Source organism: Streptomyces afghaniensis, from assembly GCF_044327915.1.
Classification (GTDB): Bacteria; Actinomycetota; Actinomycetes; order Streptomycetales; family Streptomycetaceae; genus Streptomyces; species Streptomyces afghaniensis.
Genome location: NZ_JBIRGJ010000010.1, coordinates 243,423 through 265,118 on the forward strand (window position 1 = coordinate 243,423; position 21,696 = coordinate 265,118).

22 protein-coding genes are annotated in these 21,696 nt (G+C 70.2%); 12 read left to right on the forward strand and 10 right to left on the reverse strand.

The window, feature by feature from the left end:
• Positions 1-15 precede the first annotated feature (15 nt).
• Positions 16-780 (reverse strand): GntR family transcriptional regulator, encoded by a 765-nt coding sequence (locus tag ACH4G3_RS35420; protein WP_020274242.1) that lies wholly within the window; start codon positions 778-780, stop codon positions 16-18.
• A 309-nt stretch (positions 781-1,089) separates the two neighbouring features.
• On the opposite strand from ACH4G3_RS35420, the gene ACH4G3_RS35425 reads away from it, so the two are divergent.
• The 6 genes from ACH4G3_RS35425 (at position 1,090) to ACH4G3_RS35450 (ending at position 6,656) form a co-directional block, all read left to right on the forward strand.
• A complete protein-coding gene (locus ACH4G3_RS35425; protein WP_397628319.1) occupies positions 1,090-2,373 on the forward strand; it encodes an extracellular solute-binding protein in 1,284 nt (427 codons plus the stop codon).
• 72 nt (positions 2,374-2,445) lie between these two features.
• Positions 2,446-3,432, forward strand: a complete 987-nt coding sequence (locus ACH4G3_RS35430) for a carbohydrate ABC transporter permease (RefSeq protein WP_397628320.1) — start codon at positions 2,446-2,448, stop codon at positions 3,430-3,432.
• Positions 3,429-4,268, forward strand: a complete 840-nt coding sequence (locus tag ACH4G3_RS35435; RefSeq protein WP_086563476.1) for a carbohydrate ABC transporter permease — start codon at positions 3,429-3,431, stop codon at positions 4,266-4,268. Before ACH4G3_RS35430 ends, ACH4G3_RS35435 begins: the two co-directional genes overlap by 4 nt.
• A gap of 9 nt (positions 4,269-4,277) precedes the next feature.
• Positions 4,278-5,813 (forward strand): glycoside hydrolase family 3 protein, encoded by a 1,536-nt coding sequence (locus ACH4G3_RS35440; RefSeq protein ID WP_397628321.1) that lies wholly within the window; start codon positions 4,278-4,280, stop codon positions 5,811-5,813.
• A gap of 61 nt (positions 5,814-5,874) precedes the next feature.
• Positions 5,875-6,123, forward strand: coding sequence for a helix-turn-helix transcriptional regulator (locus ACH4G3_RS35445; protein ID WP_020274247.1), 249 nt, complete (start codon positions 5,875-5,877; stop codon positions 6,121-6,123).
• Positions 6,120-6,656 carry a hypothetical protein gene (locus ACH4G3_RS35450; RefSeq protein ID WP_397628322.1) on the forward strand — a complete coding sequence of 179 codons (537 nt, stop codon included), beginning with the start codon at positions 6,120-6,122 and terminating at the stop codon, positions 6,654-6,656. Before ACH4G3_RS35445 ends, ACH4G3_RS35450 begins: the two co-directional genes overlap by 4 nt.
• 219 nt (positions 6,657-6,875) lie before the next feature.
• Here the strand turns inward: ACH4G3_RS35450 and nagB are convergent, their stop codons facing one another.
• Positions 6,876-7,661 (reverse strand): glucosamine-6-phosphate deaminase, encoded by a 786-nt coding sequence (gene nagB, locus ACH4G3_RS35455; protein WP_020274249.1) that lies wholly within the window; start codon positions 7,659-7,661, stop codon positions 6,876-6,878.
• Positions 7,662-7,920: 259 nt separating this feature from the next.
• Here nagB and ACH4G3_RS35460 point away from each other — a divergent pair, with 259 nt between their 5' ends.
• The gene (locus tag ACH4G3_RS35460) at positions 7,921-8,994 is read left to right on the forward strand and encodes an SIS domain-containing protein (protein ID WP_397628323.1); all 1,074 of its coding nucleotides are present in this window, start codon (positions 7,921-7,923) and stop codon (positions 8,992-8,994) included.
• 35 nt (positions 8,995-9,029) lie between these two features.
• On the opposite strand, the gene ACH4G3_RS35465 is transcribed toward ACH4G3_RS35460, so the two are convergent.
• Positions 9,030-9,782: an SDR family oxidoreductase gene (locus ACH4G3_RS35465; protein ID WP_397628324.1), complete on the reverse strand. Its 753-nt coding sequence runs from the start codon at positions 9,780-9,782 to the stop codon at positions 9,030-9,032.
• 97 nt (positions 9,783-9,879) lie between these two features.
• Between ACH4G3_RS35465 and ACH4G3_RS35470 the strand changes: the two genes are divergently transcribed.
• Positions 9,880-10,572 (forward strand): TetR/AcrR family transcriptional regulator, encoded by a 693-nt coding sequence (locus ACH4G3_RS35470; RefSeq protein ID WP_397628325.1) that lies wholly within the window; start codon positions 9,880-9,882, stop codon positions 10,570-10,572.
• A gap of 385 nt (positions 10,573-10,957) precedes the next feature.
• Positions 10,958-12,424, forward strand: coding sequence for a sensor histidine kinase (locus ACH4G3_RS35475; RefSeq protein ID WP_397628482.1), 1,467 nt, complete (start codon positions 10,958-10,960; stop codon positions 12,422-12,424).
• Between the two features lie 204 nt (positions 12,425-12,628).
• Here the strand turns inward: ACH4G3_RS35475 and ACH4G3_RS35480 are convergent, their stop codons facing one another.
• Positions 12,629-12,886: a WhiB family transcriptional regulator gene (locus ACH4G3_RS35480; RefSeq protein ID WP_003992873.1), complete on the reverse strand. Its 258-nt coding sequence runs from the start codon at positions 12,884-12,886 to the stop codon at positions 12,629-12,631.
• 322 nt (positions 12,887-13,208) lie between these two features.
• Positions 13,209-14,177 carry a diacylglycerol/lipid kinase family protein gene (locus tag ACH4G3_RS35485; RefSeq protein ID WP_397628326.1) on the reverse strand — a complete coding sequence of 323 codons (969 nt, stop codon included), beginning with the start codon at positions 14,175-14,177 and terminating at the stop codon, positions 13,209-13,211.
• 115 nt (positions 14,178-14,292) lie between these two features.
• On the opposite strand from ACH4G3_RS35485, the gene ACH4G3_RS35490 reads away from it, so the two are divergent.
• A complete protein-coding gene (locus ACH4G3_RS35490; RefSeq protein WP_397628328.1) occupies positions 14,293-14,742 on the forward strand; it encodes a hypothetical protein in 450 nt (149 codons plus the stop codon).
• A 3-nt stretch (positions 14,743-14,745) separates the two neighbouring features.
• On the opposite strand, the gene ACH4G3_RS35495 is transcribed toward ACH4G3_RS35490, so the two are convergent.
• The 3 genes from ACH4G3_RS35495 to ACH4G3_RS35505 form a co-directional block, all read right to left on the reverse strand.
• Positions 14,746-15,891: an RNA polymerase sigma factor SigF gene (locus ACH4G3_RS35495; protein ID WP_397628329.1), complete on the reverse strand. Its 1,146-nt coding sequence runs from the start codon at positions 15,889-15,891 to the stop codon at positions 14,746-14,748.
• Between the two features lie 17 nt (positions 15,892-15,908).
• Complete coding sequence (locus ACH4G3_RS35500) at positions 15,909-16,322, reverse strand: ATP-binding protein (RefSeq protein WP_003992877.1); 414 nt, start codon at positions 16,320-16,322, stop codon at positions 15,909-15,911.
• Positions 16,323-16,582: 260 nt separating this feature from the next.
• Positions 16,583-16,843 carry a UBP-type zinc finger domain-containing protein gene (locus tag ACH4G3_RS35505; protein ID WP_397628330.1) on the reverse strand — a complete coding sequence of 87 codons (261 nt, stop codon included), beginning with the start codon at positions 16,841-16,843 and terminating at the stop codon, positions 16,583-16,585.
• A 62-nt stretch (positions 16,844-16,905) separates the two neighbouring features.
• On the opposite strand from ACH4G3_RS35505, the gene ACH4G3_RS35510 reads away from it, so the two are divergent.
• The gene (locus tag ACH4G3_RS35510; protein ID WP_397628331.1) at positions 16,906-18,501 is read left to right on the forward strand and encodes a Na+/H+ antiporter; all 1,596 of its coding nucleotides are present in this window, start codon (positions 16,906-16,908) and stop codon (positions 18,499-18,501) included.
• Positions 18,502-18,517: 16 nt separating this feature from the next.
• On the opposite strand, the gene ACH4G3_RS35515 is transcribed toward ACH4G3_RS35510, so the two are convergent.
• Together ACH4G3_RS35515 and ACH4G3_RS35520 are read right to left on the reverse strand one after the other, a co-directional pair.
• Complete coding sequence (locus ACH4G3_RS35515) at positions 18,518-19,426, reverse strand: 1-aminocyclopropane-1-carboxylate deaminase/D-cysteine desulfhydrase (protein ID WP_397628332.1); 909 nt, start codon at positions 19,424-19,426, stop codon at positions 18,518-18,520.
• Positions 19,427-19,436: 10 nt separating this feature from the next.
• Complete coding sequence (locus ACH4G3_RS35520; protein ID WP_397628333.1) at positions 19,437-19,922, reverse strand: DUF6010 family protein; 486 nt, start codon at positions 19,920-19,922, stop codon at positions 19,437-19,439.
• 291 nt (positions 19,923-20,213) lie between these two features.
• Here ACH4G3_RS35520 and ACH4G3_RS35525 point away from each other — a divergent pair, with 291 nt between their 5' ends.
• Positions 20,214-21,620, forward strand: coding sequence for a family 2B encapsulin nanocompartment shell protein (locus ACH4G3_RS35525; RefSeq protein ID WP_397628334.1), 1,407 nt, complete (start codon positions 20,214-20,216; stop codon positions 21,618-21,620).
• Positions 21,621-21,696: the final 76 nt, after the last annotated feature.

A 21,696-nucleotide genomic window follows, 5' to 3' on the forward strand; every position in this document is an offset into this window, starting at 1 on the left:
ACCGCCCGGCGCGCCCTACTCCTGCGGCCGCTTCAGACGCGCCACGAACTTGTACCGGTCCCCGCGGTACACCGACCGCACCCACTCCACCGGCTGCCCGTCCCGGTCCAGCGAGTGACGGGAGAGCATCAGCATCGGCAGGCCGACGTCCGTGCCGAGCAGGCCGGCCTCGCGCGGGGTGGCCAGCGAGGTCTCGATGGTCTCCTCGGCCTCCGCGAGATGGACGTCGTAGACCTCGGCGAGCGCGGTGTAGAGGGACGTGTACTTCGCCAGTGACCGGCGCAGCGCCGGGAAGCGCTTCGCGCTCAGGTGGGTGGTCTCGATGGCCATCGGCTCGCCGTTGGCCATGCGCAGCCGCTCGATGCGCAGCACCCGTCCGCCGGCCGTGATGTCGAGCAGCCCGGCGAGGCGGTCGTCGGCTGTGATGTAGCCGATGTCCAGGAGCTGCGAGGTGGGTTCGAGACCCTGGGCGCGCATGTCCTCGGTGTACGAGGTCAGTTGCAGCGCCTGCGAGACCTTGGGCTTGGCGACGAACGTGCCCTTGCCCTGGATGCGCTCCAGCCGGCCCTCGACGACCAGCTCCTGGAGCGCCTGGCGCACGGTCGTGCGCGAGGTGTCGAACTCGGTCGCCAGTGTGCGCTCGGGCGGCACCGGCGTGCCGGGCGCCTGGGTCTCGGTCATGTCGAGCAGGTGCTTCTTCAGGCGGTAGTACTTGGGCACGCGTGCGGTGCGGACGGGCGCCCCGCTCTCGTTCTCCGCACTGCTGATGTCGGTGCTCATGCTCCGCCTTCCCGGCTCCTGGCCGACACGATCTCACTTGTATACCGTCGGCGCCGCTTTTGGTCTAGTCCACAACTCGAAGTGGTCTACCTGGAGTATGCCGTGCCCGACCAGGTTTTCGCGGGGTTCTTACTTAAAGGTTCCTGCATATGTAGGTCGCATAACGGCTGGTCAGAGCCGATTCCGGACCCTTGACAGGCTTGCTGGTCTGGTCCAAGCTCCCCCTACTGGTCTACACCATTGGTCCAGGGTCCTGGCCCCACGAACGCGGGGAGCAGGGGGGTCGGTGGCATCCCTGAGGAGGGTGGCGTGAAGCGCAAGCTGATATCCGCGATCGGTATCGCGGGCATGATGTTCTCCATCGCGGCGTGCGGGGGCGAGGGCGGCAGCGGGGGTTCGGACAAGGGCGCGGACGCCAAGGAGCTGACCGTCTGGCTCACCGTCGACGCCCAGAACAACTGGCCGGAGCTGGTGAAGGCCGCCGACGCCGCCGTGCAGAAGAAGCACCCCGGGCTGAAGATCAACCACGAGTACTACGGCTGGCCCGACAAGAACGCCAAGCTCGACGCCGTCCTCGCCACCGACAAGGCCCCCGACGTGGTCGAGATGGGCAACACCGAGATGCTCGGCTACATGGTCAAGGGCGCCTTCGCCCCCCTCGACCCGGGCAAGTTCGACGGCTCGGACGCCTGGCTGGACGGACTCAAGGCCTCGGTGACCTATGAGGGCAAGACCTACGGCGTCCCGTACTACGCCGGCGGCCGCGTCGCCAACTGGCGCAAGGACGTGGCGGCCTCGGTCGGGGTCAAGACGCCCCCGAAGACGTACAAGGAGCTCACCGCCGCCCTGGACAAGATCCAGAAGAAGCAGGGCGACAAGTTCAGCGCCTGGTACCAGCCCACCCGCGACTGGTACGCGGCCATGTCCTTCGTCTACGACGCCGGCGGCGCCATCGCCACCGAGTCGGGCGGCCAGTGGAAGGCCTCCCTCTCCTCGCCCGAGTCCCTCAAGGGCTTGAAGGAGTTCAAGAACGTCGTCGACTCCTACATGCACGGCGACAAGACCAAGGACGAATCCGACCGCTACATCGTCTACGGCCAGGGCAAGTCCGCCATGATCTTCGCCGCCGCCTGGGAGGGCGCGACCGCCGAGGACCCGAAGAACGACAAGTCGGGCAAGCTCAAGGGCAACCTCGAGAACTTCGTGATGCCGGGCCCGTCCGGCAAGAACATGCCCGTCTTCCTGGGCGGCTCCGACCTCGCCGTGCCGGTGAAGTCCGACGCGCCGGCCCTGGCCGCCGAGTGGATCAACGCGTTCACCGGCTCCTCGGGCCAGAAGGGCCTGATGGCCAAGGGCAACCTGCCCAACAACAAGACCGACCTCGCGACGCTGAAGAGCGACCCGAAGACGGCGGTCCCCGCCACCGCGGCCGAGTCCAACTGGTTCGTCCCGATGGCCCCCGGCTGGGGCCAGGTCGAGAAGGCGCAGATCCTCCAGACCATGCTCCAGAGCATCGGCACCGGCAAGAAGTCGGTCGAGGCCGCCGCCAAGGAGGCGGACGCCGCGATCGACAAGGTCATCAACACCAAGTGACCTACGGGCGGGGCTCCCTTGTGGCGGAGCCCCGCCGTCGTCAAGACCTGAGGGACCGCCGAGGAGCGCGCGATGAGTGCCGCAGACACCACCACCCCTGCCAAGGTGCCGCCACCGCGGCAGGCACCGCCACCTCCCCCCGCCGAACTGCCCCGGGCGAACCGGCCGTCGGGCGGGACCGCGGTCCCCTGGCTGCTGCTCGCGCCCTGCCTGCTGATCCTGGCCCTGGTCATGGGCTATCCGCTGGCCCGTCTGGTCACTCTGTCCTTCCAGAAGTTCGGGCAGTCCCAGCTGTGGGGCTTCCAGCCGGCCGAGTCGGTCGGGTTCGACAACTTCGCGAAGGTGCTGGGCGACGGCGAGTTCTGGACCGTCGTCGTGCGCACGATCGTCTTCGCCGCCGGGGCCGTCGTCTTCACGATGGTGATCGGCATGGCGATCGCCCTGCTGCTCCAGCGGGTCTCCGGCTGGCTGAAGGTGCTCATCAACATCGTGCTGGTGGCCAGCTGGGGCATGCCCGTGATCGTGGCGACCACGGTCTTCAAGTGGCTCTTCGACTCGGACTACGGCGTCTTCAACGCGCTGCTCAGCAAGCTGCCCGGCGTCGAGATGATCGGCCACAACTGGTTCGCGAGCGGGCCCGAGGGCCTGGCCGTGATCATGCTGCTGGTGGTGTGGGGAGCCGTGCCGTTCGTGGTCATCACGCTCAGCGCGGGTCTCACCCAGGTGCCGAAGGAACTGGAGGAGGCGGCCCGCCTGGACGGCGCCGGCGCCTGGGGCGTCTTCCGCTACGTCACCCTGCCCGTCCTCAAGCCGATCATCGTGATGCTCACGACCCTGTCGGTCATCTGGGACATGGGCGTCTTTCCCCAGGTGTTCGTGATGCGCAACGGCCACCCCGAGCCGGAGTTCCAGGTCCTCAACACCTACTCCTACGACCGGGCCTTCGTGGTCAACGACTACGCCCAGGGCTCGGCCATCGCGCTGATCACCGTCCTGCTGCTGCTCGGCGTGGTCGCCGTCTACATGCGGCAGATGCTGAAGATCGGAGAGGTCGAATGAGCAGCACGCTGACCGGCCGCCGGGCGCCGAAGCTCTGGTGGAACGTCCTCGGCCTCCTGGTCTTCGTCACCGCGGGCTTCCCGCTCTACTGGATGCTCAACACGGCGTTCAAGCCCGCCAAGGACGCCATCGACCCGGACCCGAGCCTGCTGCCGACCGGCATCACCTTTGCCAACTTCGGCCGGGCGCTGGACATCGCCGACTTCTGGGGCCCGGTGGGCCGCAGCATGGTGGTGTCGCTGGCGGTGGTCGTCATCGGCATGGTCGTGGGGCTGCTGGCCGCGCTCGCCATCTCGCGCTTCGCCTTCCGGGGGCGCAAGATCGTGATCGTGGGCATCCTCGCCGTCCAGATGGTCCCGCTGGTCGCCATGATCATCCCGGTGTTCCTGCTGCTCAACGACCTGGGCCAGTACGACCGGCTGACGGGTCTCATCATCACGTACCTGACCTTCATCCTCCCGTTCACCGTGTGGACGCTGCGGGGCTTCATCGTCAACATCCCGAAGGAACTGGAGGAGGCCGCCATGGTCGACGGCTGCTCCCGCACGGGCGCCTTCCTCCGGGTCGTCTTCCCGCTCCTGGCCCCCGGCATGGTCGCCACCTCGGTCTACGGCTTCATCCAGGCCTGGAACGAGTACCTGTACGCCCTGATGCTGCTCAGCCAGAAGAACCAGACGGCGACCGTCTGGCTCGGCAACTTCACCACGAAGCACGGCACCGAATACGCCCCGATGATGGCCGGCGCCACGATGATGGCCGTGCCGATCGTCGCCCTCTTCCTCCTCGTCCAGCGCAAGATGGCCGCGGGCCTGACCGCGGGCGCCGTGAAGGGATGACCCCACCCCATGACGACACTCGCCGGCGGTACCGACACGCTCACCCGTGACGCCCTGACGGTCCTCCAGCCCGGCTTCACCGGAACCACCGCCCCCGACTGGCTGCTGCGCCGGCTCGGCGAGGGCCTCGCCTCCGTCGGCCTGTTCGGCCGCAACATCGCCTCGCCCGGCCAACTGGCCGCGCTGACCGCACAACTGCGGGCCGAGCGCGACGACGTCCTGGTCGCGATCGACGAGGAAGGCGGTGACGTGACGCGCCTGGAGGTGCGGACCGGCTCCTCCTTCCCGGGCAACCACGCCCTCGGCGCGGTGGACGACGTGGAGCTGACACGACAGGTCGCCCGCGAACTGGGCCGCCGCCTCGCGGCCTGCGGCGTGAACCTCAACTGGGCCCCGTCCGCCGACGTCAACTCCGACCCGCGCAACCCGGTGATCGGCGTCCGCTCCTTCGGCGCCGACACCGACCTGGCCGCCCGGCACACCGCCGCGTACGTGACGGGCCTGCAGTCGGCCGGAGTCGCCGCCTGCACCAAGCACTTCCCGGGCCACGGTGACACGGCCGTCGACTCCCACCACGCCCTCCCGCGCATCGACGTCCCCGAAGACGTGCTGACCGACCGTGAACTGACCCCGTTCCGCGCGGCCATCGCCGCCGGCAGCCGGGCCGTGATGAGCGCCCACATCCTGGTCCCGGCCCTGGACCCCGACCGCCCGGCCACCCTCTCCCGCCGCATCCTGACCGGGCTGCTGCGCGGCGACCTCGGCTACGACGGCCTCATCGTCACCGACGGCATGGAGATGCGGGCCATCGCGGGCACCTACGGCATCGAACGCGGCAGCGTCCTCGCCCTCGCCGCCGGTGCCGACGCGATCTGCGTGGGCGGCGGCCTGGCCGACGACGCGACCGTACGGCGCCTGCGCGACGCCCTGGTCGCGGCGGTCCGCACGGGCGAGCTGCCCGAGGAACGCCTGGCCGAGGCCGCGGACCGGGTCCGGGCCCTGGCCCGCTGGGCGAGCGCGGCCGGCCGCGCAGCCGGGGAGACCCACGGCAGCGAGATCGGCCTGCACGCCGCCCGCCGCGCCCTCACGGTCACCGTCGCCCCGGGCCTGGGGAGCCCGGAGACCTTCAAGCCCCTCACCGAACCGCCCTACGTCGCCGCCCTCACCCCCGTCGCCAACATCGCCGTGGGCGACGAGACCCCCTGGGGTATCGCCGCCGAACTCGTCCACCTCCTGCCGGGCACGGTGACGGGCAGCTTCGCGGCGGAGGACGGCAACGAGAGTGAGGCCGGTGCCGGTGAGAGCGCCGGACGGGCGGCCCTTGAGGCAGCCGGGCCGCGCCGCATCGTCGCGGTCGTCCGCGACGAACACCGCCATCCCTGGATGGCCTCCGCCCTCGACACCCTGCTGGCCGCCCGCCCCGACACCATCGTGGTCGAAATGGGCGTCCCCCAGGCCGCACCCCGCGGCGCCCTGCACATCGCCACCCACGGCGCGGCCCGCGTCTGCGGCCGGGCCGCGGCCGAGGTGATCGCCGGGGTGTAAGCCGGTCGGGTTGCAAGCTACTGGGTTGTGAAGCTGCTTCTGAATGTAGTACTTCTTATACATGAGCGAGCAGGTGCACAACAGGCTGGCCGTGGTGCGCGCCGAACGGAAGGTGTCGCGGCAGAGCCTGGCCGAGGCAGTGGGAGCCCACTACCAGACCATCGGTTACATCGAGCGGGGGCAGTACAACCCGAGCCTCGACCTGGCACTGAGGATCTCGAAGTTCTTCGGTCTGCCGGTCGAGGCCCTGTTCTCCCTCGAACCGTTCCGGCCGCTCACGGACGAGGTCTACGGGAGGAACCAGCCATGACGACGACACGCCTCACCCGCTACGACCGGAGCATGCTGCGGCTCATGAACGACCGCCGCGGCCAGGCCTGGTACGCCACGGCGGCACGCCGACGTCTGGCCGTCGCCGCGCACATCACTCTCACCGTGGCCATCGGCGCACTGATGACCCACTTTTTCCTCGCCAAGGGCGAACCACTGTGGCCCGTCGCCGCGATGGCGGTGCTGCTGCTGCCCTGGATGGTGGCGACCGGCGTCATCAACGGCGCCACCCGGGGCCTGCTGGAGCTGCGCGAACACGTACTGGACGAGCGGCAGTCGGCGGAACGCAGCCGCGTCCTGGCCCGGGCCCACCGCATGACGACCCTGCTCCTGGCCGCGGCGGCCATCGCCCTGCTGATCACGGGCGGTGCCGCCGGCGACGCCCCGAAGGCCTACGCCGCACCCCTCCTCATCGCTGTCCTCGTCGTCCACTGGGTCATGCCCCTGTGGGTGGCCGGCCTGCGGGCCCAGGACGAACCGGCCGACGAGGCCCCGGAGCCGGGGGCGCTCTAGGGTCTGTCGTTTGGATCAGGCCGCAGGAGATCGACGGTGCTGTTCAGCGCCGGTGAGCGGGGTCTGGTGCGTGCAGCTGCAAGGCGGAGGAGGGCGTCGACGCGATGGGGGCACCGCCCGCGCGAGCGAAGCCGAGCGTGGGGGAGTCGGCAACCGACGACAACGCGGCAGATGCGCGTGCCAGACCCCGCGTCTGCGGCGTGATCCAAACGACAGACCCTAGATGCCCTGCCACTCCGGCTTGTTGGCGTAGGTGTGGCGGAAGTAGTCCGCCAGCTTCAGCTTCGACGCGGCGGCCTCGTCGACCACGACGGTCGCATGCGGGTGGAGCTGGAGCGCGGACGCGGGGCACACCGCGGCGACCGGTCCCTCCACCGTCGCCGCGACCGCGTCCGCCTTGCCCTCGCCGGTGGCGAGCAGCACCAGGTGCCGGGCCTCCAGGATGGTGCCGATGCCCTGCGTGATCACGTGGTGCGGCACCTGGCCGATGTCGCCGTCGAAGAAGCGCGCGTTGTCGATCCGGGTCTGCTCGGTCAGCGTCTTGATCCGCGTCCGCGACGCCAGCGACGAACACGGCTCGTTGAACCCTATGTGCCCGTCGGTCCCGATCCCGAGCAGCTGAAGGTCCACGCCCCCGGCGTCCGCGAGCGCCTTGTCGTACGCCTCGCACGCGCCCTGCACGTCCTCGGCCGTGCCGTCCGGCCCCGTGAACTGGTCCATCCCGATGCCGAGCGGCTCCAGCACCTCACGCCTCAGCACCGAGCGGTACGACTCCGGATGGTCGGCGGGCAGCCCCACGTACTCGTCGAGCTGGGCTATCCGCGCCCGCGTGACGTCCACGGCGCCGGAGCGCACCTTGGCCGCCAGCGCCTCGTACACGGGCAGCGGCGTCGAGCCGGTCGCCACGCCGAGCAGGGCGCCGGGCTTGCGCCGGAGCAGCTGGGCCATGGCCTCGGCGATGAGCTCGCCGCCCGCCTTGGCGTCCGGAACGATGACAACTTCCACGCTGGGCCTGCCGATCTGAGGGGATGCTCAACTGGACCGGTCCCGGGGAGGGGCCGTGTGGTTTAGACCAATCTAGGGTCAATCTAACAGAGCGGGGGCGCCGCTCCCAGGGTGGATGCAGCCGGTCCCACAGGGGCAGCCAACCGGCACCGGCCAGCTCTCCGGCAGGTGAACAGCACCGGCCCCGCGTGGCCGTTCCGCGGTGCGGGGGAGTGGAATGGGAGCTGCATCCGCCCGCGCCCCCGGAGGGAGCCCCGCCATGACCGCCGCCGCCACACCGGACACCACCAGCGAGCGCCCGGGCCGGATCATGGCCCGGGAGATGGCGGAGCAGCCCGCCGTCCTGCGCCGGATCCTGACCGACGGCGCCCCGGCCATCCGGGACGTGGCACGGCGGATCGCCGCCCGCGCTCCCCGCTTCGTCCTGCTGACCGCCCGCGGCACCTCCGACAACGCCGCCCTCTACGCCAAGTACCTCCTGGAGATCCGGCTCGGCCTGCCCTGCGGGCTCACCTCGATGTCCACCACCACGGCCTACGGCGCCCGGCCCGACCTCACGGACGTCCTCGTCGTCACCGTCAGCCAGTCCGGCGGCTCTCCCGACCTGGTCGCCTCGACGCGGGCCGCCCGCGAAGCCGGTGCGATCACGCTCGCCGTCACCAACAACCCGGACTCGCCGCTCGCCGGCGTCTCCGAGTACCACATCGACATCATGGCCGGACCGGAGCAGGCCCTCCCCGCGACCAAGACGTACACCGCCTCCCTTCTCGCGCTCTACCTGTTCGTCGAGGGCCTGCGCGGCGGCGACGGCGCACCCGCGCACGTGCTGCCGGATCTCGCCGGGCACCTGCTCGCCCGGCAGGACGAGGTCCGCGCTCTCGCCGCCCGCTACCGCTTCGCCGAGCGCATGGTGATCACCTCGCGCGGCTACGGCTACCCCACGGCGAAGGAGGCCGCACTCAAGCTGATGGAGACCAGCTACATCCCGGCCCTCTCCTACTCCGGTGCCGACCTGCTGCACGGGCCGCTCGCCATGGTCGACAACGTCTCCCCGGTCATCGCCGTCGTCACCGACGGCAAGGGCGGCGAAGCGCTCCAGCCGGTCCTCGACCGGCTGCGCGGACGCGGTGCCGACCTGGTCGTCATCGGCCCCGGGCATCAGGTCGAGCAGGCGTCAGCCGGCTTCGTCCTGCCGACGGAGGACGTCGCCGAGGAGGTCCAGCCCGTCCTGGAGATCATTCCCCTCCAGCTCCTCGCCTACGAGGTCACCCTCGCCCGCGGCCAGGACCCGGACGCTCCCCGGGCGCTGGCGAAGGTGACGGAGACTCGTTGACTACCGGCCCACGACGCGCGTGAGCGACTCGTTGACTAGGTGAGCGAGCCCCCCGTCACATCCACCCAGCTCCCCGTGACCCAGCGCCCTGCGTCCGAGACCAGGAACGCCACCACGTCGGCGACTTCGGCCGGCTCTCCCACCCCGCCCAGCGCCGAATACGCCGCGGCCTTCGCCCAGCCGTCGGCACTGCCGTACAGCAGCGGGGCCGTGTTGTCCGTGTCGATGATCCCCGGCGCCACCGAGTTCACCGTGATGCCCCGAGGGCCCAGCACCTTGGACAGGTCCCGCGAGAGGACGTCCAGCGCGCCCTTCGTCATCGCGTATGCCATGTTGTCCGGCATCGCCGCAGTCCGGGCCAGCCCCGAGGAGATGTTGACGACCCGGCCGCCGTCCCGCAGCCGGCTCATGCCCTGCTGGAGTATGAAGAACGGTGCCTTCACGTTCACCGCGAAGACCTTGTCGTACTCCTGTTCGTCCAGCTCGTGGATCGGCCGCGTGTTGCCGATCCCCGCGTTGTTCACCAGGATGTCCAGCCCGTCCGCGTGCCGGTCGAACTCCGCCCACAGCGCCTCGGCATCCCCCGGCACGCCCAGCTCCACGCCCACCGCGAACGCCGAGCCGCCCGCCGCCTCGATCGCCGCGACCGTCTCCTTCGCCGCAGTCTCGTTCCTGTTGTAGTGCACCCCGACCCGCGCACCGTCGCGCCCCAGCCGCTCGGCGATCCCTCGCCCGATGCCCCTGCTCGCGCCCGTGACGAGTGCCGTCCTGCCCGTGAGCACGCCCATGGCGGCGCCCCCTTCTCTTTTTTCTAGCGGTCGCTACAGAAATGACCGTACCCCAGCCCGGCGACATTTCTCTAGTGCCCGCTATAAAATGCCCTCCATGGTGAACGACGACGGGACCGCGAGGGCCGAGAGGCACGGAACCGCGACGGGCGAGGGCGACGGAATCGCAACGGGCAAGGGCAAGGGGAGGCCCCGCGGCCGCCCCCGCTCCTTCGACCGCGAGACGGCGCTGGAGAAGGCGCTCCTGGCCTTCTGGGAGCACGGCTACGAGGCCACGTCCGTCTCCGACCTCACCCGCGTCATGGACATCGGCGCCCCCAGCCTCTACGCCGCATTCGGCGACAAGCGGTCCCTCTTCGAGGAGGTCGTCCAGGTCTACGGCACGAGGTACGGCTCGTTCGCCGACCGGGCGCTCGCCGAGGAGCCCAGCGCCCGGGACGCCGTCGAGCGCATGCTGCGCGAGGCCGCGACCGCGTACACGGAACCCGGCCACCCGCACGGCTGCCTCGTCGTCCACGCCGCAGCGAACTGCTCGACCCCCGAGGTCGAACAGTCGCTGCGGGACCGCCGCAACGCCAACATCGCCGCGTTCGAGAGCCGTATCAGAGCCGATGTCGCCGCCGGCGTGCTGCCCCCGGGTACCGACTGCGCCGCCCTGGCCCGGCACACCGGAGCGATGATCCAGGGCATGTCACAACAGGCGCGCGACGGGGCGAGCCGGGAGGAACTGGAGGCGGTCGCGGAAATTGCCATGTCCATCTGGCCCCGCACAGGAACCCACACGGGTTAGGCTGCCGGGAGGACGCCGGCGCGTCCGACCAGTCGCAGAATTAACAACAACGAACAGCCTCCAACGCATGGACACCCACAAGTGGTCTAGTCCACAATGCGTGATGAGAGCGCGTGTGCAGCGCGCACCAGCCTCCGCCTTCCCCGCACAGGAAGGCGGACAGAGGAACCGAGGCTCTCTGCCCTGACTGCCCCGGCTCCTCGTCCTTCGGCCGACCGGGACCGCACACCCCACGGCCGATGCTGCTCCGGGCTGCGGTGCCGGGAGGGTTGAGGGTCCCTCTCAGGCGCCGCGGCCCGCGGGTGTTCCAGGAGCCCGTACCTGTCCGGGCCCGTACATTTCAGAGCTGTACAAACCCCCGGGTACGCTCGCTCACGTGCCCTCCATGAACGAACTCGTACGCCAGCACACCGCCCTCGACGACACCGATCTCGAGTGGCTCCACCTGCTGGTCTCGGAGTGGCAGCTGCTCTCCGACCTCTCCTTCGCCGACCTGGTGCTGTGGGTCCCCACCAGCGACGGCACGCGGTACGTGTCCGTCGCGCAGATGCGGCCCAACACCGGTCCGACGTCCTACCAGGACGACATGGTGGGCCATCTCGTCCCGCGTGGCCGCCGTCCGATGCTGGACGCCGCCCACGACGAGGGCCGTATCGTGCGCGAGGGCGATCCCGAGTGGCGCGAGGAGGTCCCCGTCCGGGTCGAGTCGATCCCCGTACGGCGCGAGGGACGCGTCCTCGGTGTCATCGCCCGCAACACCAACCTCCTCACCGTGCGCACCCCCAGCCGCCTGGAGCTCACCTACCTGCAGAGCGCCTCCGACCTCGCGCAGATGATCGCGGCCGGCTCCTTCCCGTTCGCGAACCAGCAGCTCGACATGGATGCCTCGCCCCGGGTGGGCGACGGCCTGATCCGACTCGACGCCGACGGCATCGTCCAGTACGCCTCCCCGAACGCGCTGTCCGCCTACCACCGCCTCGGCCTCGCCTCCGACCTCGTCGGCCAGCACCTGGGCAAGACCACCGCCGAACTCGCCCCGACCCGGGGCCCGGTGGACGAGGCGCTCGCCAAGGTCGCCAGCGGCTGGGCGCCGCGCGAGTTCGAGATCGAGGCCACTGACGGGGTCATCCAGTTCCGCGCGATCCCCCTCAAACCCAAGGGCACCCGCATCGGCTCGCTGGTCCTGCTCCGTGACGTCACCGAACTGCGCCGCCGGGAACGCGAGTTGATCACCAAGGACGCGACGATCCGGGAGATCCACCACCGCGTCAAGAACAACCTCCAGACGGTGGCGGCCCTGCTCCGCCTCCAGGCCCGGCGCATCGAATCCGACCGCGGCCGCGAGGCTCTGGAGGAGGCGGTGCGGCGCGTCGGATCGATTGCGATCGTGCACGAGACGCTCTCCCAGAACCTGGACGAGCGCGTGGAGTTCGACGAGATCGCCGACCGCGTCCTGGCCATGGTCGCGGAGATCTCGCCGGGCAAGGTCACCGGCCGGCGCACCGGACGCTTCGGCATCCTCGACGCCGAGGTCGCCACCCCGCTGTCGATGGTGCTGACCGAGGTTCTGCAGAACGCGCTGGAGCACGGCTTCCGCGAGGGCGACACCGGCACGGTCGAGGTGTCGGCGGTCCGCGGCGGTACGTCCAAGGAGGCCCGGCTGCTGGTCACCGTCCAGGACGACGGCGTCGGCCTGCCGGAAGGCTTCGATCCGCAGACCGCGGGCAATCTCGGTCTCCAGATCGTACGGACCCTGGTGGAGGGCGAGTTGGGGGGAACCTTCGACATGGTCCCGGCCCCCGAGCGCGGCACCCGTGTGATCCTTGACATCCCGGTGCCGACGCGGAAGTAGAAGCGGCAACTGCCCAGGCCGGTGCCCGTCCCTCGCAAGGGGCCCCTCACAGCATTGAGCCCCGGGCCATCAAATGGCCCGGGGCTAAAGCTCGTTGCTGCTTAACTAAGCGCATCGGGGGAACTGCGCGCTGCGGCTCGGGGGCGGGAGATGCGTACTCGCTGTACGCGCCGCCAAGCTCAGGCTGTCAGCAGGGGTGGGTTGTCAGGCGGAGGCCTGACGGGCCCGGTTGCGGGCGGCGCGGCGCTTCATGGCGCGGCGCTCGTCCTCGCTGAGACCACCCCAGACGCCGGAGTCCTGACCGGACTCGAGCGCCCACTGCAGACACTGCTCGATCACCGGGCAGCGACGGCAGACGGCCTTGGCTTCCTCGATCTGCAGCAGCGCAGGACCGGTGTTGCCGATGGGGAAGAAGAGCTCGGGGTCTTCCTCGCGGCAAACGGCGTTGTGACGCCAGTCCATGGCTGCTACCTCTCCTTGGTATTACGTGCAGGGCTTGCTTGTGAATGTGAACGCTTTCACGAATCCCTCAACAAGTGAAGGGCCGACTGCCAGGTTCCCCGGCGAAGGTCCTGTGATTTGAAGAGGGGTTCTGGTGATCAGTGGAGGCCGGTGTTGCGGGCCGTCTCGATCGCCACGTAGAGACTCGCAAACCTCAGCGGCGGATACAACCCCTTCTGGAAAGTTTTTTTTGATTCTTCGGTGTCGACTAGGTCACAGCCGTACTTCCATGGGGTGGACCCTGGCCTAAACGTTCGAGTGAAAGGACTTTAGCCAGTTCTGCTCACACAATCACACGCAGTGCACGGCGTACGCCTGTGAACGTCACGCTTGTTCGCAGCCCCAGGTGGTCACCGTCCATCTGGAGGGGGAGCGGCACCTTCGATTGCAAGGTGAACTCGGTCAAATCGTGCAGAGAGGTCGCGTGCTTGCCACGGGGTCCGCGCTCGGGGGACGAAGTGAGCAACTGGGTGCCATACCGGGCAACCGCCGCCGTGGAGAGCCGGCTGAGACCGAAGAGATCGAGTCCGGTATCGAACGAGGCCTTAGGCGCCGCGTAGATCGGGCGATTCCCCAGAAACGTCCACGGGGAGGTGTTCGAGACTATGGACAGCACCAGATCGGTGACCGGATCCTCGCCGGCACGCTCCAGTGTGATCGTCCCGTGCCGGCGGTGCGGCTCGCCGAGGAGCTGGCGCACGACCTGGCGGACGTAAAGAGCGTGTGTGGATTTCCGGCCGCGCTCGCGGTGCTGTTCCACCCGGCCGACCACACCGGCGTCGAAGCCGAGTCCCGCGTTGAAGGTGAACCAGCGGGAGGGCACCGCCTCGTCCTCCGTGCCCGGGGTGCCGGAGGTCAGGCCCAGGCCGACGGTGCGCTCGCTGCCGTCGCGCAGGGCGTCCAGCAGAGCCCCAGTGGCTTCCACCGCGTCATTGGGCAGGCCCAGAGCGCGGGCGAAGACATTGGTGGAGCCGCCCGGGACCACGGCGAGGCCGGGGAGGTGCCCCGGGTCGGGACCGGCGTGCAGGAGGCCGTTGACCACCTCGTTGACCGTGCCGTCGCCGCCGAGGGCCACCACCAGGTCTATGTCGTCGCTCTCCGCCGCGTGCCGGCCCAAATCGCGCGCGTGGCCGCGGTACTCGGTGGTGACCGCTTCCAGCTTCATCTCGCTGGCGAGCGCGTGGATCAGTACGTCGCGTGTGCGCGCACTTGTGGTGGTTGCCGCCGGATTGACCACGAGGAGTGCACGCATGACTGGCAGCGTACCTACTGGGTGGTACCTGGCCCAGACCGAGGTAGGGATCAGGTAAGAGAGCTGGGGTGAACCTCGCCACGAGGGGCGCGTACGGCAGGGCTACTCTTCAGGGGTGAGCAGTGAGCAGACCCCCACCACCCCGGACATCACCGGCCCCCGCCCGCGGCGGCTGACGTACGCCGCGTTGCTGGCCGCGCTGGAAGGGCTCGCGCTGGTCGTCGGTGGCGTCTGGATGCTCGTTCTCGGTGTCACGGGTGAGCCGGACGACCGTCGGCAGGCCGTGACCGGGGGCATCACGCTCGTCGTGCTCGCGCTGCTGCCGCTGCTCGCCGCGCGCGGGCTGCTCGGCCGCCGCAGCTGGAGCCGCGGCCCGGCCGTCATCACCCAGCTCATGGCGCTGCCGGTGGCCTACAACCTGCTCCAGGCCGACAGCATGGCCATTCCGGCCGGGATCGCCCTCGCGGTCGTGGCCGTCGCGGCGCTCGTCCTGCTCGTGAACCCCGAGACGACCCGGGCCCTCGGGATCCGCGGGCCCGGCAACCCCGGCAACCCGGAGAAGTAGCCGTCACTCCTCGACGAGGAGCTTCTCCCGGAGCTGCGCCAGGGTGCGCGCCAGCAGCCGCGAGACGTGCATCTGCGAGATGCCGACCTCCTGCGCGATCTGCGACTGGGTCATGTTGCCGAAGAAGCGCAGCAGCAGGATCCGCTTCTCGCGCGGCGGGAGATCCTCCAGCAGCGGCTTGAGGGACTCCCGGTACTCCACGCCCTCCAGCGCCTCGTCCTCCGCGCCGAGGGTGTCCGCGACCGCCGGGGACTCGTCGTCGGTGTCGGGGACGTCCAGGGACAGCGTGGAATACGCGTTGGCGGACTCCAGGCCCTCCAGGACCTCCTCCTCCGAGATCGCCAGCTTCTCGGCGAGCTCGTGGACCGTGGGGGAGCGGCCGTGCAGCTGCGAGAGCTCGGCCGTGGCCGTGGTCAGCGACAGGCGCAGCTCCTGGAGGCGACGCGGGACGCGCACCGCCCAGCCCTTGTCGCGGAAGTGCCGCTTGATCTCGCCGACGACCGTCGGGGTCGCGTACGTGGAGAATTCCACGCCGCGGTCCGGGTCGAAGCGGTCGACCGACTTGATCAGCCCGATCGTGGCGACCTGGGTGAGGTCGTCCAGCGGCTCGCCGCGGTTGCGGAAGCGCCGCGCGAGATGCTCCACGAGCGGCAGGTGCATGCGGACCAGCTGATTGCGCAGCTCCGCGTACTCGGGACTGCCGCTGCTCAGGGTGCGCAGTTTGAGGAACATCTCGCGCGCCCCGCTGCGGTCCGGGGAGCCGTGCGACGCACCCTGTGTGTGGTGCGCGCGCGGCGCTGCGTCCTCGGAGTGTCGCTCGTGCTCGCTCATCGTCCCGCCCGTCGCCCTTCCCCGAGCCCTCGCCTCCCCCTCCACTCCCGGCTTCACGCGAGTGGGGGGACCCCCTTGGGCAGGGGATGCCGCGATCCCTCCGCCCGGAGGCGCGCTCCGCACGGCACCGTCCCGGTCCCGCAGCTCGCCGCTCGGGAGGACGGCCCCCGCGGAGTCGTCCTCGGGATGCGGGCGGGCCTGCTCGGGGATGCCGTCGATGCCGTCCGCCATGCGCCGGGTGCCGCCGGGCGCCGTGCCCGCGCCGGGGGCCGTGCCCTCGGCAGGCAGCTCTCGTGTGCCGCGCTCTTCGTCCCGCACCGGCCCGTCCTCGTTCCTCACGCCGGCCCGGGTCCCGCGCCGCGCTGTTTGTAGAGGCTGATCGAAACGGTTTTGTCCTTGTCCACGGCGGAGGAGACCTTGCCCGCGAGAGCGGACAGGACCGTCCAGGCGAAGGTGTCCCGCGAGGGGGCATGGCCATCCGTGGTCGGCGCCGAGACGGTGACCTCGAGCGAGTCGTCGACGAGGCGGAAGACACAGCTGAGTACGGAGCCGGGCACGGCCTGCTGAAGCAGGATCGCGCAGGCCTCGTCCACCGCGATGCGCAGGTCCTCGATCTCGTCGAGGGTGAAGTCCAAACGGGCCGCGAGACCGGCCGTGGCCGTACGCAGCACCGACAGGTAGGCACCCGCGGCCGGCAGCCGGACTTCCACGAAGTCCTGGGTCGCGGGCTCGCCTGCGATCTGGGACACCCTCACCTCCATGGTGGTACAAGCGTTTCAGGGCCGAGGGTCGCCCCCCGGGGTAACGCGATACGTGGTTCAGCGGTGACGCTATCGCGCTCTCAACGGTCCTGTCCCCGGGACCCCAACCCCTTGCCGTCACTCACAGTAAACCTGTGGATACGCTCCGTGTCTAGGGGGTTGGCGGGCCCAAATGGGAAGAGCGCGCGCCGGGTTGACGTACCCAGACGTCAGACGGTCGAACCGTCCGGCGCCGGGGTCCTGTCGAGTCACACCAGGACATGATCGACGAAGCACCAGCGCCAGGTCTCCCCGGGCTCATGGGTCCGCATCACGGGATGCCCCGACTCCTTGTGGTGCTCCGCCGCGTGCCGCCCCGGTGAGGAGTCGCAGCAGCCGACGTGACCGCAGCTCAGGCACAGCCGCAGTTGCACCGGATCCATGCCTTCGGCCAGGCACGCCGGACACGTCTCGCTGAGCGGGACGGGTTCGGGGTGCGGCAGCGCGTCGGCATGCGTGCACTGTTTCATGATTGCCAGGTTACGACGGTCGCGCCGAAGACCGCGTGGAAAAAAGAGGGCGGGCGAGAACGATGGACGTGATGCCACTGCTGTTGCTGGTGGCGGGCAGCGCCACGATAGCCGCGGTGGCCAGGCGCACACCGGTTCCGGCCCCGCTGCTGCTGGTGGCGGTCGGGCTGGCGGTCAGTTCCGTCCCCGGCGTGCCGGACTACACCCTCGACCCGCACGTCGTCCTGCCGCTCATCCTGCCCCCGCTGCTGCACACGGCCGCCACCGACAGCTCCTACCTGGACCTTCGGGCGCAGCTGCGGCCGGTCGCGCTGCTGTCCGTCGGGTACGTTCTGTTCGCGACCTTCGTCGTCGGCTGGGCCCTGTACATGCTCGTGCCGGACCTGCCGCTGACCGCGGCCCTGGTCTTCGGCGCGGTGGTGGCGCCGCCGGACGCGGTCGCGGCCACGGCCGTGGCCCGCCGGGTCGGGCTCCCGTCGCGGATCACCACGATCCTCCAGGGCGAGTCCCTGCTCAACGACGCCACCGCGATCACCGCCTACCGGGTGGCCCTGGCCGCCGCCGTCGGCGAGGGCGCGACCTGGGCCGGTGGCATCGGCGAGTTCCTGCTCGCGGCGGTCGGCGGTGTCGTGGCCGGGCTCGTGCTGATGGCGCCGATCCACTGGCTGCGCACGCACGTGAAGGAGGCGTTGTTCCAGAACACGCTCTCCCTGCTGACACCGTTCGTCGCCTACGCCGCCGCCGAGCAGGTGCATGCCTCGGGCGTTCTCGCGGTCGTGGTCGTCGCGCTCTTCCTGGGACACCGCGCGTGGGAGGTCGACTTCGCCACGCGGCTCCAGGAGGAGGCGGTGTGGAAGATGGTCGCCTTCGTCCTGGAGTCGGCGGTGTTCGCGCTGATCGGACTCCAGCTGCCGGTGGTGCTGAGAGGCCTCGGGGAGTACGAGGGGGTCTTGGCCGCCTGGTACGCGGTCGCCGTCTTTTTGGTGGTCGTCGCGGCCCGGTTCGTGTGGGTGTACCCGGCGACCTTCCTGCCGCGGCTGTCGGCCCGGATCCGGGAGCGGGAGGCGAGTCCGACCTGGAAGGGGCCGTTCGTGGTCGCGTGGGCCGGTATGCGGGGCGTGGTCTCGCTGGCCATCGCCTTCTCGATCCCGCTCACCCTGCACGACGGCGAGGAGCCCTTCCCGCACCGCAACCTCATCCTCTTCCTGACCTTCACGACGGTCATCGGGACGCTGGTCGTGCAGGGTCTCACCCTCCCCCCGCTGATCCGTCTGCTGAAGTTCCCCGCGCGGGACACACAGGCCGAGACGCTGGCCGAGGCCAACGCCCAGGCACAGGCCTCCCGGGCCGCCGAGCGGCGCCTGGACGAACTCCTCACCGACGAGCGCAACGCCCTGCCCGCCCCGCTCGCCGACCGGCTCCGCATCGTCCTGGAGCGCCGCCGCAACGCCGTCTGGGAACGGCTCGGGCAGGCCAACCCGGTCACCGGGGAGTCCGTCGACGACACCTACCGGCGGCTGTCGCGGGAGATGATCAGCGCCGAGCGCGAGGTGTTCGTCAAGCTCAGGGACGCCCGGTACATCGACGACGAGATGCTGCGGACGCTGCTGCGCAGGCTGGACCTGGAGGAGGCGGCGGCCTTCCGGGAGACGGCGTAGGACGGCGTAGCGGGCGTCATGGGAAGGGGCGGCCGGTGATCACGGCCGCCACCGTCGTCCCGCGCGGGAAGGCGCCTTCGCCGGCCAGGGCGACGAGTCCGTACAGCAGCTTCGCCACATACAGGCGTTCGACGGGCAGTCCGTGACGGCGCTCGAAGTCCGCGGCGAAGGCGTCGAGCTCGTCGGGCACGCGCGCGTAGCCGCCGAAGTGGAAGCGGTCGTCGAGGCTCCAGGTGCCGCGCGGGCCGCCGAAGGCCTGCTGCTGCAAGGAGGTGACGTCGTCGGTGAGGAAGCCGCCCTTGAGGACCGGGACACCGAGGGCACGCTGCCCAGGGGCGAGTCCGGCCGCCAGTCCTGCCAGCGTGCCACCGGTGCCGCAGGCCACGGCGACGACATCGGCCTCGTTGTGCAGCTCGGCGCCCAGCGCCCGGCAGCCGCGTACGGCCTGCGCGTTGCTGCCGCCCTCGGGGACGACGTACGCCTCCTCCGCGTCCGCCGCGCGCAGGATCGCGGCCAGGGTCCGCGGCTCGGACTTGCGGCGGTACGTCGCCCGGTCGACGAAGTGCAGCCGCATGCCGTCGGCCGTGCAGCGCCTCAGCGAGGGGTTGAGGGGCCGGCCGGCCAGCTCCTCGCCGCGTACGACGCCGACTGTGGGGATGCCGAGCAGCCGGCCGGCCGCGGCGGTGGCACGCAGGTGGTTGGAGTAGGCGCCCCCGAAGGTGATGACGGTACGGCCGGCAGCAGCGGCGAGATTCGGCGCCAGCTTGCGCCACTTGTTGCCGATCAGCTCCGGGTGGATCAGGTCGTCCCGCTTCAGCACCAGCCGGACGCCGTGGCGCTCGAACCTGCTGTCCACGACCTCCTGCACCGGCGAGGGCAGCCGGGGACGCAGTACGGCGGATCCGGGGGTGTCGGGGCTGGTCACGGGGTCATTGTCACCCGGGAGCGGGGGAGGGGGACTCAGGAGCGGGGGAGGGGGACTCGGGGCTGACGCCTTCCCGCGAGCCCGGGCCGGGCTGCGGCTTCCCGGACCGGCGGCGGCCGCGTACGAGGTCGATGAGTGACGGGCCGCCCCGCAGGCACCAGAGGGCGATCACCGGGTCGCAGATCGCGCAGCCCAGGGAGGAGGTGTGGGCGAAGGGGATGATCGGGTTCCCCTTGATGTGGTGGACGATGTCCCACGCCGTGTGCAGCAGCCAGCCGACGCCGATCCACGTCCACGACTCCAGACCGCGGAAGGCGACGTAGGTGAGCAGCGCGGTGAAGGGGAACTCCCAGCCGCCCATGCCGCCGCCGCTGAGGTACGCCGCACCGGCGCCGCCGACCATGAGCGCGTTCAGGTGCCGCCGGTGCGGTTCGCGCACGAGGGACATCAACAGGGCGTAGAGGATGCCGACGCCGATCGGCGCGATGTATTGCATGGAGGGGCCGTTTCTGGAGGCGGTGGAAGGAGCGGATCACCACGCTAGGTCCGGTTCCGCACACTCCCCAGCGGCATTACCGACAGGTTCCCACGGGTTGTCGCCAGCCGTCGGAGACCGGCCGGGCCTCCCGCGACCCGGCGGGAAAGCGGGCCCCCTGCCCAGTCATACGAAGATCCATTCCCGCTCTTTCGGGTAATAGCACCACGGCGCCGTGTGCGAAAGGCTGGGGCGTGCACATCGATGCCCGAGGCCTATGGGCGTCGGTCACAACCGGGAGGGCATTTCTCTATGTCGGTAGGCGAAGAGGTCCGCACGGAGCAGACCAAGCCGCAGCAGAGTCTCGGCACGGCGGCCGCGCGGAACCTGGCCACCACGACCAAGTCCGTGCCGCAGATGCAGGAGATCAGCTCCCGCTGGCTGCTGCGGATGCTGCCCTGGGTCGATATCCAGGGTGGTACGTACCGGGTGAACCGGCGGCTGACGTTCGCCGTGGGCGACGGCCGGCTGACGTTCGTGAAGACCGGCGACCGCGTCGAGGTCATCCCCGCGGAGCTGGGTGAACTGCCGGCGCTGCGGTCGTACGAGGACGAGGAGGTCCTCTTCGAGGTCGCCCGGCGCTGCGAGCAGCGGGAGATCGCCGCGGGCGAGGTGATCGCCTCGTTCGGCAGCCCCTCCGACGAGGTGTACCTGCTGGCGCACGGCCGGGTGGAGAAGGTCGGCACCGGCCCGTACGGGGACGACGAGTCCCTCGGGGTCCTCGCCGACGGCGCCTACTTCGGTGACGACGCGCTGCTGAACGAGGACGCGATCTGGGAGTACACGGCCCGTGCTCTCACCACGTGCACCGTCCTGGTCCTGCCCCGCGTGGAGTTCGCGCAGATCGCCGAGCGCTCGGACACGCTGCGCGAACACCTCGAGCAGCGCCGCTCGATCCCCTCGCAGCGCTCCAACAAGTACGGCGAGAAGGAGATCGACCTCGCCGCCGGCCACTCCGGCGAGCCCGACATCCCGCACACCTTCGTCGACTACGAGGCCAGGCCCCGTGAGTACGAACTGAGCGTCGCCCAGACCGTCCTGCGGATCCACACGCGCGTGGCCGACCTCTACAACCAGCCCATGAACCAGACCGAGCAGCAGATCCGGCTGACGGTCGAGGCGCTCAAGGAGCGCCAGGAGCACGAGCTCATCAACAACCGCGACTTCGGTCTCCTGCACAACTGCGAGTACGACCAGCGGATCCAGCCGCACGACGGCGTGCCCGGCCCGGACGACCTGGACGAACTGCTCAGCAGGCGCCGCGGCACCAAACTGCTCCTCGCCCACCCGCGCGCGATCGCCGCGTTCGGCCGTGAGCTCAACAAGCGAGGGCTCGTCCCCGAGACCATCGACATGGCCGGCAACCGCATCCCCACCTGGCGCGGCGTGCCGATCTACCCGTGCAACAAGATCCCGGTGACCTCCGAGCGGACGACGTCGATCATCGCCATGCGTACCGGCGAGAGCGACCAGGGCGTCATCGGCCTGCGGGCCTCCGGCATCCCGGACGAGATCGAGCCGAGCCTGTCGGTGCGCTTCATGGGCATCAACGAACAGGCCATCATCAAGTACCTGGTCACGGCCTACTACTCGGCCGCGGTGCTGGTACCGGACGCGCTCGGCGTCCTGGAGAACGTCGAGATCGGCCGCTGGCAGTGACGCTTCCGGTACGCCGGCCGTGTCCGCGCCCGGCAGCGCGGGTACACCCTCGGGGTAAACGCCCAGCGGCAGCGGA

Bases quoted from the DNA above. Each gene is read 5' to 3' on its own strand.
- ACH4G3_RS35510 (WP_397628331.1), top strand. From the start codon at position 16,906: ATGGACGTGATGCCACTGCTGTTGCTGGTGGCGGGCAGCGCCACGATA.
- ACH4G3_RS35525 (WP_397628334.1), top strand. From the start codon at position 20,214: ATGTCGGTAGGCGAAGAGGTCCGCACGGAGCAGACCAAGCCGCAGCAG.
- ACH4G3_RS35485 (WP_397628326.1), bottom strand. From the start codon at position 14,177: ATGCGTGCACTCCTCGTGGTCAATCCGGCGGCAACCACCACAAGTGCG.
- ACH4G3_RS35435 (WP_086563476.1), top strand. From the start codon at position 3,429: ATGAGCAGCACGCTGACCGGCCGCCGGGCGCCGAAGCTCTGGTGGAAC.
- ACH4G3_RS35520 (WP_397628333.1), bottom strand. From the start codon at position 19,922: ATGCAATACATCGCGCCGATCGGCGTCGGCATCCTCTACGCCCTGTTG.
- ACH4G3_RS35475 (WP_397628482.1), top strand. From the start codon at position 10,958: ATGAACGAACTCGTACGCCAGCACACCGCCCTCGACGACACCGATCTC.
- ACH4G3_RS35460 (WP_397628323.1), top strand. From the start codon at position 7,921: ATGACCGCCGCCGCCACACCGGACACCACCAGCGAGCGCCCGGGCCGG.
- ACH4G3_RS35505 (WP_397628330.1), bottom strand. From the start codon at position 16,843: ATGAAACAGTGCACGCATGCCGACGCGCTGCCGCACCCCGAACCCGTC.
- ACH4G3_RS35430 (WP_397628320.1), top strand. From the start codon at position 2,446: ATGAGTGCCGCAGACACCACCACCCCTGCCAAGGTGCCGCCACCGCGG.
- ACH4G3_RS35445 (WP_020274247.1), top strand. From the start codon at position 5,875: ATGAGCGAGCAGGTGCACAACAGGCTGGCCGTGGTGCGCGCCGAACGG.
- ACH4G3_RS35470 (WP_397628325.1), top strand. From the start codon at position 9,880: ATGGTGAACGACGACGGGACCGCGAGGGCCGAGAGGCACGGAACCGCG.
- ACH4G3_RS35480 (WP_003992873.1), bottom strand. From the start codon at position 12,886: ATGGACTGGCGTCACAACGCCGTTTGCCGCGAGGAAGACCCCGAGCTC.
- ACH4G3_RS35420 (WP_020274242.1), bottom strand. From the start codon at position 780: ATGAGCACCGACATCAGCAGTGCGGAGAACGAGAGCGGGGCGCCCGTC.
- ACH4G3_RS35465 (WP_397628324.1), bottom strand. From the start codon at position 9,782: ATGGGCGTGCTCACGGGCAGGACGGCACTCGTCACGGGCGCGAGCAGG.
- ACH4G3_RS35450 (WP_397628322.1), top strand. From the start codon at position 6,120: ATGACGACGACACGCCTCACCCGCTACGACCGGAGCATGCTGCGGCTC.
- ACH4G3_RS35440 (WP_397628321.1), top strand. From the start codon at position 4,278: ATGACGACACTCGCCGGCGGTACCGACACGCTCACCCGTGACGCCCTG.